Origin of the sequence: Acinetobacter sp. AYS6 (assembly GCF_025630795.1) — a bacterium.
Classification (GTDB): Bacteria; Pseudomonadota; Gammaproteobacteria; order Pseudomonadales; family Moraxellaceae; genus Acinetobacter.
This window is the reverse complement of sequence record NZ_JAOTNV010000004.1, coordinates 388089-401324: the sequence shown is the minus strand read 5'-3', so window position 1 is coordinate 401324 and position 13236 is coordinate 388089. Positions and strand designations below refer to the sequence as shown.

Sequence of the window (13236 nt, the reverse complement as noted above, 5' to 3'; positions counted from 1 at the left end):
TAAAAACAAATTGCTCAATGGTTTAAATATCTTTGAGCAAAAGCAAAGTTGAAGTTATGTCACAACCCCTATTTAAAAAAGTTGCATTTATTGGTTTAGGACTCATCGGATCGAGTTTAGCTCGTGTTATTATTGCAGAAAAGTTGGCCACAACAGTTGTTGCATCTACACGCTCACAGAAAACTTTAGAAGATGCAAAATCACTTGGCTTAATACAAGAAGGATTTTCTGATCCTGTTGAAGCCGTTAAAGGGGCAGATTTAGTCGTTTTAGCCTTGCCAGTGCGCGCTACGCAAAAAGTGCTTGAGCAAATTAAACCTTATTTGTCAGAAACCACAATTTTAACTGATGTGGGAAGTACAAAAGGTAATGTCGTTGATGCAGCAAAAGCTGTATTTGGTGAAAATTTACCAGCAGGTTTTGTACCGGGGCATCCTATCGCGGGTAGTGAACACACGGGTGTTCATGCGGGTAAGATTGATCTCTTTGCAAATCACAAAGTAATTTTAACGCCGTTACCGACAAGCGCAGAATGGGCAGTTGATAAACTGATTCAACTGTGGTCAGCTGCTAAAGCTGAAGTCATTTGTATGGATGTTGCCAAGCATGATGAGGTATTGGCACATACGAGTCATCTACCACATTTAATGGCATTTAATTTGGTCGAGCAACTTGCAAACCGTGAAGATAATCTTGATATTTTCCGTTATGCAGCAGGTGGTTTCCGTGACTTCTCGCGAATTGCGGCTAGTGATCCTCAAATGTGGCATGACATTTTCTTTGCTAATAAAACAGCGATATTAAATGCTGTAGATGGCTTCGAAAAGCAACTTACCGTACTTAGAAAATTGATTGAAAACGAAGACTCTCATGCATTAATGGGATTACTCGGCCATGCTCAGGCAGCACGTCAGCATTTCAATCATATGTTAGCCAAAAAACCTTTAATGGAGAAAAATAAGGTGACACAGCAATTCAGTATCTTACCGGGAAATAAAACTTTTAAAGGTAAATTTACCGTACCGGGTGACAAATCTGTGTCACATCGCTCCATTATGTTTGGTGCTATTGCCGAAGGCACTACCCATGTCACTGGCTTCCTTGAAGGTGAAGATGCTTTGGCAACTTTGCAAGCTTTCCGTGATATGGGCGTAAGCATTGAAGGCCCTAAAAATGGTGAAGTGACTATTCATGGCGTAGGCATGCATGGTTTAAAAGCGCCAGCAAGTGCATTGTATATGGGTAACTCTGGTACAAGCATGCGTTTGCTTTCAGGCATGTTATCAGCGCAAAAGTTTGACTCAGTCATGACAGGTGACGCTTCACTTTCTAAACGTCCAATGGAGCGTATTGCTAAACCATTACGTTTAATGGGTGCGCAAATCCAAACGACAGGTGAGAAAGGTACCCCACCTGTCAGCATTACGGGTAGCCAGCAATTAAAAGGCATTCAATACGACTTACCAATGGCGTCTGCTCAGGTGAAGTCTGGTATTTTACTTGCGGGTTTGTGGGCTGAAGGTGAAACTTCGGTAACTGAACCAGAGCCAACTCGTGACCATACAGAGCGCATGCTTCGTGCATTTGGTTATGATGTTAAAACCGAAGGCAACAAGATTTCTCTTGTTGGTGGCGGAAAATTAGTGGGTACTGATATTCAAGTACCATCAGACATTTCATCAGCTGCTTTCTTTATGGTGGGTGCTGCAATTACTGAGGGTTCTGATGTTATTCTGGAAGCTGTAGGTATTAACCCAACACGTACTGGCGTAATTGAAATTTTAAAACAGATGGGTGCTGACCTAACTGTTGAAAATGAACGTATTGCTGGTGGCGAACCTATTGCTGATATTCATATTAAAGGTTCACGCACGCTTAAAGGCATCCATATGCCTGAAGACCAAGTACCTTTAGCAATTGATGAATTCCCAGCTTTATTTATTGCAGCAGCTTGTGCCGAAGGACAAACGGTATTGACTGGTGCAGCAGAGCTTCGTGTGAAAGAGTCTGACCGTATTCAGGTTATGGCAGATGGTTTAAAAATCATGGGCATTGACTGCACGCCAACTGATGATGGCATCATTATCGAAGGTAAGGGTAAGTCAGGTGATTGGTCACCAATCTTTGCTGGTGGTGAAATCGAATCACATCATGACCACCGTATTGCCATGAGCTTTAGTATGGCAGGTCTACGTAACTCTGGTCCGATTACAATTCATGGTACTGAAACTGTGGCGACAAGCTTCCCAACTTTTACTGAGTTGGCGAATCGTGCAGGCTTAACGATTGAAGTTAGCCAATAACTTTTGATCTAACACATTTTATAATTGCTAACACAATAGCAACGGCAGCAGCGGGCTAAAGGCTTGGCTGCTGTTTGTTTATTGCTTATGCTAAGCGCAGATAATGATAAAAGTGTTAGGACAAAGGATGAAAAAATTACAATTTATTGCCAGTTGCCCGCAGCATGGGGTGCTTGATCATCCACCAAATGAATGCCATATCACTCAAGAATATGTAGCGGCTTTATTATTTAAGCAATTGGGGCATTACGGTTTTGATGCACAGCACATTGTGCATGAACATGAAAAGGTAGAAGTCAGTATAGATAATCATCTTTTGCCATTATCTATTACTTGTCAGAAAACAGACCATGAAGGGCATTTGATGTGTGAAATCTCTGCCAATCCTGATGAAGAACAAGATTGGTTTGAGAAAATCGAAACACAAAGCATTATTCGTCAGCTTGCGCAGGCCGTTGAAAATAGTTTGAAAGCTGATCATAGCTTTTCAGCATTTGAATGGAAAAATTAAGCATACGATTGTTAAGACTTATTCATGAAGTACGGCTTTTAAAGAAAGCCGTACAGTCTCTTTAGATTAAAGATAAAAATACAAAATCTTTCCTGAAATCCCTACCTATCTTTAATGCATTGTGTATATTGAAATTATTAAGATATTTACATAATTAGAGTGTGGTTTTCATGACACAAGTTGATATTGCAGCATTATCTCCTCAAGTGGTTTGGCAGCATTTTCAAACACTTTGCACTATTCCTCGTCCCTCAAAGCATGAACAACAGCTTCGTGGGTTTTTAAAAAACTGGGCTGAAAGTCGAAATTTAGAAACTTACATAGATGAAGTCGGTAATTTAATTATTCGTAAGAATGCGACTGCGGGTAAAGAACATGTGTCTGGGGTCATTCTTCAAGGCCATTTAGATATGGTTACACAAGCCAACACTGGCACAGTACACGATTTCTTTAAAGACCCAATTCGTCCAATCCTTGAAGATGGCTGGTTAATTGCTAAAGATACTACTTTAGGTGCAGACAATGGCATAGGGGTAGCTTTAGCTTTGGCAGTTTTAGACTCAAATGATATTGCTCATGGACCAATTGAAGTTCTTTTAACTGTTGATGAAGAAGCAGGTATGAGTGGTGCACGGCTTTTACAGGCAGGTGTGCTAAAAGGAAAATGGTTATTTAATATTGATACAGAAGAGTGGGGCGAGTTATATCTCGGCTGTGCTGGCAGTATAGATGTTGAAGTTGAGCAACCACTTACGTATGAACCAATTTCTGAAAATTTGACAGTTGTAAATATTCAGGTAGCTGGTCTTCAAGGTGGTCACTCTGGTGTAGATATTCATTTAGGACGTGGTAATGCCAACGTTATTCTGGCCCGCTTTTTAAATGAGTATTTAGCAAAGCTTGGTGGACGACTTATTGAGTTTACAGGTGGTACAGCTCGTAATGCTTTACCTCGAGAAGCAGTGGCAACCATTGCAATTTCGTCTAACCAATTATCCGAATTAGAAAAATTACTTGCTGAATATCAAATGACATGGAAACAACAGTTACAAGGTATTGATGACAACTTACAATTAACTATTCAACCTACAAGTGTTGAAGTGAATCAAGTGATTGCTCAACAGCAGCAAAACGAGTGGTTACAAGCTGTAGCAACAAGCCCTTACGGCGTTGCAAGTATGAGTCAAGCTTTACCAGATGTAGTTGAAACTTCAAATAACATTGGAGTGGTAAAACTAAATCGAGAAGGTGGAAAAGCTGTCTTAATGGTCCGCTCAATGTTGAATCAAGAAGCTCAAGATTTTGCAGAAAAAATTCAGGCACATTTTAGTCAATTTAATATCGCTTCTGCACTCACGCCCTTAGTTTCGGGGTGGACACCAAACCCAGATTCGGCTGCTCTAAAGTGCCTACAACAAGCCTATCAAAAGGCATTTAACATTGAGCCGAATCTAAAAGTAATTCATGCGGGTTTAGAATGTGGGATTATTGCCGAGCATTATCCAGATTTACAGATGGTTTCGTTTGGTCCAGATATTCAGGGGGCGCATGCACCAGGCGAACGAGTCAAAGTTGATACTGTAGAGAAATGCTGGAAGCTGTTGGTAACAGCTTTGGCATCTGTAGAGTAGTTTTTTATAAATAAGAAGCTCTGTAAAGAGCTTCTTAAACTTTAACCTTTACGTGAAAATTATTCGTACCTAATTCTATAAATTCGATTTTATAGCTAACATGATTTTTTCTCGATTTTTAAAAGCTGTCCAGCTTCGTTTAAAGAAAACTCATCAAAATCATTCGCTAAATAAAAATGACCTTTATAAAACTGGCGAACTTCTTCTGCAATAGCTTGCTGCCCAGCTTTATCCTGATGTCTAGGGCTAAAATGCGTCAGAATTAAATTACTTAAAGATTGCTGTTCTGCAAATTCAGCCACCATTTTTGCAGAACTGTGCATTGGTCCTTTGCCTACTTTATCTAAAACTGTTTGCAAATAAGTCGATTCGTGAATAAGTAGTTGAGCATCTTTGCAAACGTCTGCTAATAGTTCAGGTTGGTCATTATCACCGCCTATAATTGCATGAATTTGCTGATTTTGAAATTTGATAAAGTCTTTCGCTTTTAAACTTCTCCCTTCAAACTCAACATCGTAGCCTCGTTTTAAATGCCCCCACATATCACCTTTGGGTACACCAAGCTGAGTTAAAGTTTGAATGTCTAACTTTTTTTGCGTCGATTTCATATAAATACTAAAGGCAAAACTTGGAACACGATGACTAAGTGGATGCGCCTGAACTAATAGTTCATTGGTGAGTCGATGTGGTTCGAATGCCTCATTAACATCAATAAATTCGATTGAATAGGGTAAATGTAAATCTGTAAGTTGGGCGGTGATTTCAAACCATTGTTGAATTTCTTTCGGCGCAATCACTATTAACGGTTTGCTGCGGGCATTCATGCCTGCACTTGCCAATAAACCAATTAGGCCATAACAATGGTCGCCATGAACGTGTGTAATACAAATGGCAACTAGGTTTTGTAGAGAAAGTCTGGCTTGTTGAATGCGGTGCTGCGTACCTTCACCAGCATCAACTAAAATCCAGTCCTTATTTTTACTATTACGAATTGCTAATCCTGAAACATTACGTGTCAGAGTAGGTACACCTGAAGAAGTACCTAAAAAAGTAAAATGAAGCATATTGTTGGAATTTTTTAGTCAAATGTTTAGAGAGATTATAGACACTTATAAAATTTTATAGAAATTATGGTGAACAAATGATAGCGACCGAGTAAAAAAATATTTGGCCCGTTTTGGATTAAGTTGGAATAATTTTTAGCAGTTACAGTGCTCATAAGATGATGGACATAGACTCAATCTATGCCCATCAAATACACTTTATTTCATAATAATAAAGCGTGTAATGATTTGGCGAAGCTGTTTTAAATAGCCTGTAAAGAAGTGGTTAGCACCCGGTAAAATCGTAATTGGATGCTTCTGCGGTTTGGCCCATGCAATTGCATCTGAAAGCAAGGTAATGTCATCTTGCTCTCCATGAATGAGTAGAATATCACCTTGAATTTCAGGGGTTTTATAGTGGCGCAAGCCTACTACAGTAGCGGTTGGTAAGCCGCATAGAATTAATTGTATAGGTCGTAATTCGGGACTAAGCTGGGCAAAGCATTTTGCCAAAACATGTGAACCGAAACTGAAACCACCTGCATAAAATGGTAGGCCTTCATGAAGCTTACGAACATGTTCAATGACAGCTAAGATATCTTCAGTTTCACCATGACCTTCGTCATGAATACCTTCACTGCCACCTAAGCCACGGAAACTCGGGCGATAAACAATGCAACCATATTCATTAAAGATTTGGGTTAAAAGGGCAGGGACTTTATGTTGAGGGGTTCCACCTTGCAATGGGTGCGGATGACAAACAACCGCAAAGCCTTTGATTTCACCTTCAGGGCGGTCAACGAAAAGTTCAATTTTACCTACTGGACCCTGGATGAAAGTTTGCTCAGACATATAAGAACCGCTAAATAACAATACGTGATGCTATTTTACCGATAGTCGTCATTGAAAACACGAGTTAGCATTAAAAAATATCTACTGTTATAGTTGGTATTAAGAATAATTTTTCAGGTTATCTATGCTTGCTTTAATTTCTCCTGCAAAAACTTTGGATTATGAAACAGCGTTACCTACAGATGAGTTTACTCAGCCTCGCTTGTTAGAACACTCAGCGCAATTAATTGATGTTTGCCGTAAACTTTCTGCTTCGGAAATTGCAAGTTTAATGAGTGTCAGTGAAAAAATTGCCACACTAAATGCAGACCGATTCAGAGACTGGAATCCCGAATTTGATTTTTCAAATGCCCGTCAGGCAATTTATGCGTTTAAAGGTGATGTCTATACGGGTTTAGATGCTTATCACTTAACAGACAAAGATATTGATTTTGCTCAGCAGCATTTACGTATGCTCTCTGGTCTATATGGTTTATTGCGTCCTTTAGATTTAATGATGCCTTATCGTCTTGAGATGGGCACTAAATTAAAAAATTTACGTGGTCATAATTTGTATGAATTCTGGGGTGAAATTATCACAAACCAGATTAATGAAGATTTGGCAGCAATAAATTCTGAATTACTTGTAAACTTAGCTTCAGATGAGTATTACAAATCGGTCAATGAAAAGAGAATTAAGGCTGAAATTGTAAAGCCTGTTTTTCTTGACCAGAAAAATGGCAAATATAAAGTCATTAGTTTCTATGCGAAAAAAGCACGCGGCTTAATGGCTCGTTTTATGATTGAGAACCAATTAAATAAAGCTGAGGATATTAAAGCGTTCAATACAGACGGGTACTACTTTGATGCTGAGAATTCATCAGCAAAAGAGTTGGTATTTAAGCGTGATGAGCAAGTGGCTTAATTAAATTAATAATTTCACGTGCCATACGGCCTTTGGTCTCATGTTTAATTTATTAAACTCTGCCTTACTTTTGAAAGGTCAAAAGTAACAAAACCTTTGTTGAACAGAGGGCACATCCATGTGGCCCCTGTTCAAAAGTGGCATCCACGGCACTAGGCACGATAGCTTTTGTTATCGTGCTTTAACATTTGGGCAAAATTAATAATTATTTAAAGAAATAACCTGTTTCTGGGGAGCTTGCATTTGCCATACGCTTACGTGGCATACGTCCAGCTAAAAATGCTTCACGTCCAGCTTCAACAGCTTTTTTCATTGCAGAAGCCATCAAAATAGGATTTTGAGCAGCTGCAATTGCTGTATTCATGAGTACGCCATCACAACCAAGTTCCATAGCAATAGCTGCATCACTTGCTGTACCAACGCCTGCATCTACCAAAACTGGCACTTTTGCATTTTCTTTAATAATTGAAATAGTATGTGGGTTTAAGATACCTAAACCTGAACCAATTAGACTACCTAAAGGCATAATCGCAACACAGCCCATACTTTCAAGTTCTTGAGCAATGATCGGATCATCAGAGGTGTAGACCATAATCTCAAAACCGTCATCAATCAAAGTACGTGCGGCTTTTAAAGTTTCGGTTACATTGGGATATAACGTCTTTTCGTCACCCAAAACTTCAAGCTTTACCAAGTTATGACCATCGAGTAGCTCACGCGCTAGCATACAAGTACGTACTGCGCTATCAGCATCAAAACAACCTGCGGTATTTGGCAAAATTGTATACTTTTCTGGTGGAATGACAGACAGTAAATTGGGTTGATCTGGATTTTGTCCAATATTCACACGGCGGATTGCGACAGTAACGATTTCTGCACCACTCGCTTGAATTGCTAAATCTGTTTCATTTAAGTCTTTATATTTGCCAGTTCCTACCAATAAACGAGATTGAAAAGAACGTGAACCAATAATGAGAGGGGTGTCTTGCATGGATAACTCCGACTTAGCCGCCGCCAACAGCGTGAATAATTTCGATACGGTCATGTTGAGCAATAGTGATTTGCTCTAATTTGCTTTTTGGAATAATTTGCTGGTTGTATTCGACCGCAAATCTTTTTCCTTCAAGTGCCAAAGCCTGAATGAGCTGCATTAGGTTTTGACAAGGCGTGTCCGTTAATTCGCCATTTAAATAAATTTGCATGATCACATTCCAATTATTTTGCGTATTTGAGGGCATTCCAAGCCAAAACGAGCCAGCCAACTATCATAAATGCTCCACCAATTGGGGTAATTGCCCCTAAAATTCTCGGTAATCCAAGCGCCATGATATAGAGTGAACCACAGAAGAATAAAATACCGATTTGAATCAATATGAATGGCAATTTAATGGGGAACGTAAGGATGACTTTGCTTAAAATACCAAGTGCTAAGAGACCTAAAGCATGGTAGAAAAAATAGTCGGTTGCAGTATGCCACCAAACAAGTTGCTCAGGACTCGCATGAGCTTTAAGACCATGTGCTCCAAAAGCACCCAACATGACTGCAAAGGCAAGATTAAGGGCTGAAATGGCAATCCACATAACAAAAAACGCAAATGAATAATGAACAGCAACGTTATCATAGATTGGGTTGGCTAAACATAGCCAGATAAAACAAAAGGGCTAATCGCCCTTTTATTTTTAAACTTATTTTAGCTTGCAGACATGGCAATTTTAATTTTTTCCATTGCATTCTTTTCAAGCTGGCGAATACGCTCTGCTGATACATTATATTCGGCCGCTAACTCGTGGAGAGTAGACTTGTCATCATCTAACCAACGACGTTGTAAAATATTACGCGAACGGTCATCTAACTGATCCATTGCATCATGTAAAGCAGATGTACTTTGCTCTTCCCAGTCTTCATTTTCGACTAAACGTGCGGGATCATAGCGGTTATCTTCGAGATACAATGCAGGTGCAGTATGTGGAGTATCATCATCGTCGTCGCCTTGAGCTTCAAAAGCAGCATCATAAGCGGTTAAACGACCTTCCATCTCCAGAACTTGTTCTGCAGTAACATTTAAGTCATTCGCAATCGATTGAGCTTCTTCGAGCGTTAATTTTTTACTCGATTTTTTTAAACTACGTAAATTGAAAAATAATTTACGCTGAGCTTTGGTCGTTGCAATTTTGACAATACGCCAGTTACGAATAACGTATTCGTGAATTTCTGCCTTAATCCAGTGGACGGCAAAGGATACAAGACGTACGCCCATATTTGGGTCGAAACGCTTCACGGCTTTCATTAAGCCTAAATTACCTTCTTGAATAAGGTCGCCTTGTGGTAGGCCATAACCTGCATAGCTGCGCGCAATGTGAACGACGAAACGTAAATGCGACATTACCAGCATTTTTGCGGCATCAAGATCTTGGTCATAATAATAACGTTCAGCAAGTTCTTTTTCTTGCTCGGCCGTTAAAATAGGAATCTGATTGACAGTACTGATATATGCACCAAGGTTTACACCGGGCGCAGACAATGACAGGGGCATCAATTGATTGCTGCTGTCACTCATGATTTCTCCTTGTAGGATCGGATGGGATAACCAATAAATTCATCTTAATTTGAATCAGCTTCATAATTAAGGAAAATTGGGTAGAGAAATGTAAAATTTTATGCAATTTCTAATCTTTTAGTTTAGCAAAGAATTATTGAGTTTCAATTAAATAGTGAAATTCTCTTTCTGATATATGTGTAGTCTGACACATAAAATGATGTAAACCACAGTAACGAGTTACATCTATTTCACTATGAGGATCAGAAGATTTTAATAAGAATAACTGTTTACCCGATACTTTTTTGAGTTCGCGTTTTAGCATTAACAAAGGCATTGGACAAGGTTGGCCCATGGCATTAATTTCAATGATTGCAGGAGTAGAAGAAGTGTCGTTCATTCATTATCAAAACAACTAAAAAGATTATTCTAACAAATTTTTTTATAAACGCCGCACATTTTATAAAAGAAGAAACAAGCAATTACCTATAAAAAATATTGTAATAAGCTGTTTAAAAAAAGGACTAAAAATACGGGGAATAATTGAAAAAAATTCTATTAATTGTCATAAACCCATGGTAAGCTCGAACCGTTTTAGGATTTACCACACACTTAAATTGGTTTAAAAGTCTTATAACAAATGGATGTAACCGGAAATTGTTGATAGTTTTACAGAATGATTACAAGCTTTAAGATTATAAATATTTTAAAAACTTGTTTGCTCTGCTGTTTGCAACACCGGAAGGTCCTTTTTTCAACATCTGAGGATTGACTTATGACAGCTCGCGAACAAGGCGTAGTAAAGTGGTTTAACGACACTAAAGGTTTTGGCTTTATTCAACGTAACGGCGGTGACGACGTATTCGTTCATTTCCGCGCAATCGTTGGTGACGGCCACCGTTCTTTACGTGACGGCCAACGCGTAGAATTTAGTGTAGTACAAGGTCAAAAAGGTTTTCAAGCTGAAAACGTTCAGCCTTTAGACTAATTCATCTTTTTGATGAATCATGGACGCTCCAATTTTTGAATTGGGGCGTTTTTGTTTATAATGATCTTCTCATTAGAGAGATTGTTTGTTAGAGCATGTATTTATGACATCTGGTTTTGAAACCTTGAATTTACATCCGCAACTTAAAAAGGCGATTGATGCTTTAGGGTTTAAGCAAATGACCCCGATTCAGCAAAAGGTTTTAAAATATACGTTGGGCGGGCATGATGCAATTGGTAGAGCACAAACAGGAACAGGTAAAACTGCTGCTTTCCTTATTAGTGTAATTAATGACTTGTTACACAACCCGATTCAAGAGCAGCGTTTTCGTGGTGAGCCACGTGCCTTGATTTTGGCGCCTACTCGTGAATTAGCATTGCAAATTGAAAGCGATGCAAAGTTACTCACAAAATTTACAGATTTACACGTCGTGACACTTTTAGGTGGCGTAGATTTTGATAAGCAAAAGAAACAGCTAGATGCTAATTTTGTCGATATCATAGTTGCTACGCCTGGACGTCTAATTGATTTTGTAGAACAAAAAGAAGTTTGGCTCGATCAAATTGAATTTTTAGTCATTGATGAAGCTGACCGCTTATTGGACATGGGTTTTATTCCTTCTGTGAAACGCATCGTGCGTTATTCCCCGCGTAAGGAACAACGTCAAACCCTCATGTTCTCGGCTACCTTTAGTTATGATGTGCTTAATTTAGCGAGACAATGGTTATTTGAACCTATTACTGTTGAAATTGAGCCTGAGCAAAAAACCAATAACGATGTTGAGCAGCGTGTTTATGTCGTAGCTAAACAAGATAAATATCGTTTGCTACAAGATATTTTGCGTGAAGAGCCTATCGATAAAGTTATGATTTTTGCTAATCGACGTGATCAAGTACGTCGTCTTTATGATCATTTAAAGAGAGATGGATACCGGGTCGGTATGCTTTCTGGTGAAATTGCTCAAGATAAACGTTTAAAAATGTTAGACCAGTTTAAGCAGGGTAAAAATAATATCATGATCGCAACTGATGTTGCAGGCCGTGGTATTCATGTTGATGGCGTATCTCATGTGGTCAACTATACTTTGCCTGAGCAATCAGACGATTATGTGCACCGCATTGGCCGTACAGGTCGCGCTGGGTCACAAGGTGTAAGTATTAGTTTTCTTTCAGAAGATGATGCTTTTTACTTGCCCGAAATTGAAAAAGCAATTGGTAAGAAATTGCCATTAACCCGTCTAGATGGTTATTGCTAATAAAAAAATCCCAATCAAATGATTGGGATTTTTTTTTGATTAATTAATTTTACAATAGAAAGTAAGTGTTGTTTGATAATCATCATCTTTTGCTAGAGATGCATTTTTACCCGTTAATGTGCCAATAACTCCAGCCGCTGCTTCAACCATTTGGCCTGTTTTCTCGCTTACTACATCTTTTAATACACCGTTGTAGGTTGTTTTTTCATCTACAACAACAGGCGAGGTGTTTTTTGAACAAGTTTTTTGAGCGGCAGTAATTGCATTATTTTTTGCAATTAGATTTGTTTTACCAATGCCTGTGACTTCAAATTGATTATTCTCTTTTTGAACTGCCAAGGTGTTTTTAGGGGTAGTGGCACAAGCACCTAGTAATAAAACAACACTGCTCAATGCACTCGCTAAAATTATTTTTTTCATGTTTCACCTAATATTGTTAATCCTAAAAAGATCTCACTATTTGAACACAAGTTTTCTAATTGATTTTGAAGACGTTGTATAAGTTTTGATGCTTTGTCTTAAAAAAATGTCAAAGCATGAACTCGTTATTTTTATGTTCTAGATTCAATGGTGGATTATCTGTAGATTATGCTAATCTATTTTGAATTTTTTGAGTTAGATCAATATTAATGACGGATTCAGCAACACAGATAATTCATCAGAATATTCACCAACGTCAATCTATTGGTCAATTGATTGAGCCTGCGCCAAATGCAGATCAATTAGAGTTGGCTTTTCAAGCGGCTTTAACTGCTCCTGACCACCATAGACTTAAACCAACACGTTTTATCGTTATTGAGGCAGAACAACGCGCTGCTTTTGGTGAAGTTTTAGCGAAAGCACTTGCCGATTTAGGTGAAACTGACTCAGCGCAACTTGAGCGCGTTAAGCAACATCCTTTCCGCGCGCCTTTGCTCATTTTAGCGCTTACACAATTGCAAGACCATCCTAAGGTTCCTCATTTTGAACAGATTTTAAGTACGGGTGCTGCCGTACAAAACCTTTTATTGTCTTTACAAGTTCAAGGTTTCTCTACCATGTGGCGTAGTGGGGCTGTTGTTGAATCAAATTGGTTAAAACAGCATTTAGGATTGCAACCACATGATTTAATTTCAGGTATTATTTATGTGGGCACAGCAGCTAAAGCGATTGCACCGCGTGCAGAGATTGATAGTAAAGAATTTGTAAAGGTTTGGCAGGCTTAACGAGCCT

General features: G+C 38.8%; 15 protein-coding genes. 7 read left to right on the top strand and 8 right to left on the bottom strand.

What is annotated here, in order from left to right; all coding sequences use genetic code 11:
• Positions 1–56 precede the first annotated feature (56 nt).
• The 3 genes from OD757_RS02755 to OD757_RS02745 all read left to right on the top strand — a co-directional run bounded on the left by OD757_RS02755 (position 57) and on the right by OD757_RS02745 (position 4445).
• Positions 57–2303, top strand: a complete 2247-nt coding sequence (locus tag OD757_RS02755) for a bifunctional prephenate dehydrogenase/3-phosphoshikimate 1-carboxyvinyltransferase (RefSeq protein ID WP_263030784.1) — start codon at positions 57–59, stop codon at positions 2301–2303.
• 127 nt (positions 2304–2430) lie between these two features.
• Complete coding sequence (locus OD757_RS02750) at positions 2431–2814, top strand: hypothetical protein (protein WP_005068294.1); 384 nt, start codon at positions 2431–2433, stop codon at positions 2812–2814.
• Positions 2815–2984: 170 nt separating this feature from the next.
• The gene (locus OD757_RS02745) at positions 2985–4445 is read left to right on the top strand and encodes an aminoacyl-histidine dipeptidase (protein ID WP_263030783.1); all 1461 of its coding nucleotides are present in this window, start codon (positions 2985–2987) and stop codon (positions 4443–4445) included.
• Between the two features lie 95 nt (positions 4446–4540).
• Here OD757_RS02745 and OD757_RS02740 read toward each other — a convergent pair whose 3' ends face one another.
• Together OD757_RS02740 and OD757_RS02735 are read right to left on the bottom strand one after the other, a co-directional pair.
• Positions 4541–5509, bottom strand: coding sequence for a ribonuclease Z (locus tag OD757_RS02740; protein WP_263030782.1), 969 nt, complete (start codon positions 5507–5509; stop codon positions 4541–4543).
• Between the two features lie 198 nt (positions 5510–5707).
• Positions 5708–6340 (bottom strand): alpha/beta hydrolase, encoded by a 633-nt coding sequence (locus OD757_RS02735; protein ID WP_263030781.1) that lies wholly within the window; start codon positions 6338–6340, stop codon positions 5708–5710.
• A gap of 124 nt (positions 6341–6464) precedes the next feature.
• Between OD757_RS02735 and yaaA the strand changes: the two genes are divergently transcribed.
• Positions 6465–7244, top strand: a complete 780-nt coding sequence (yaaA, locus tag OD757_RS02730; RefSeq protein ID WP_263030780.1) for a peroxide stress protein YaaA — start codon at positions 6465–6467, stop codon at positions 7242–7244.
• 205 nt (positions 7245–7449) lie between these two features.
• On the opposite strand, the gene OD757_RS02725 is transcribed toward yaaA, so the two are convergent.
• From OD757_RS02725 to OD757_RS02705, 5 genes are all read right to left on the bottom strand, one after another.
• On the bottom strand, positions 7450–8235 hold the full coding sequence (locus tag OD757_RS02725) for a thiazole synthase (protein WP_001154366.1): 786 nt from the start codon (positions 8233–8235) through the stop codon (positions 7450–7452).
• Between the two features lie 13 nt (positions 8236–8248).
• A complete protein-coding gene (gene thiS / locus OD757_RS02720; RefSeq protein WP_042897149.1) occupies positions 8249–8446 on the bottom strand; it encodes a sulfur carrier protein ThiS in 198 nt (65 codons plus the stop codon).
• 13 nt (positions 8447–8459) lie between these two features.
• Complete coding sequence (locus OD757_RS02715) at positions 8460–8825, bottom strand: DUF423 domain-containing protein (RefSeq protein WP_263030779.1); 366 nt, start codon at positions 8823–8825, stop codon at positions 8460–8462.
• 110 nt (positions 8826–8935) lie between these two features.
• Entirely contained in the window at positions 8936–9802 is an 867-nt protein-coding gene (rpoH, locus tag OD757_RS02710; RefSeq protein WP_004791254.1) for an RNA polymerase sigma factor RpoH, read from the bottom strand.
• A gap of 133 nt (positions 9803–9935) precedes the next feature.
• A complete protein-coding gene (locus OD757_RS02705; protein WP_263030778.1) occupies positions 9936–10181 on the bottom strand; it encodes a sulfurtransferase TusA family protein in 246 nt (81 codons plus the stop codon).
• 375 nt (positions 10182–10556) lie between these two features.
• On the opposite strand from OD757_RS02705, the gene OD757_RS02700 reads away from it, so the two are divergent.
• Both OD757_RS02700 and rhlB read left to right on the top strand, forming a co-directional pair.
• Entirely contained in the window at positions 10557–10769 is a 213-nt protein-coding gene (locus OD757_RS02700; protein ID WP_000126912.1) for a cold-shock protein, read from the top strand.
• A gap of 103 nt (positions 10770–10872) precedes the next feature.
• Entirely contained in the window at positions 10873–12024 is a 1152-nt protein-coding gene (gene rhlB, locus OD757_RS02695; protein WP_034677977.1) for an ATP-dependent RNA helicase RhlB, read from the top strand.
• Between the two features lie 39 nt (positions 12025–12063).
• On the opposite strand, the gene OD757_RS02690 is transcribed toward rhlB, so the two are convergent.
• Complete coding sequence (locus tag OD757_RS02690) at positions 12064–12444, bottom strand: hypothetical protein (RefSeq protein WP_009390023.1); 381 nt, start codon at positions 12442–12444, stop codon at positions 12064–12066.
• A 209-nt stretch (positions 12445–12653) separates the two neighbouring features.
• On the opposite strand from OD757_RS02690, the gene OD757_RS02685 reads away from it, so the two are divergent.
• Positions 12654–13229 carry a nitroreductase gene (locus OD757_RS02685; RefSeq protein WP_263030777.1) on the top strand — a complete coding sequence of 192 codons (576 nt, stop codon included), beginning with the start codon at positions 12654–12656 and terminating at the stop codon, positions 13227–13229.
• The last annotated feature ends 7 nt before the right edge of the window (positions 13230–13236 follow it).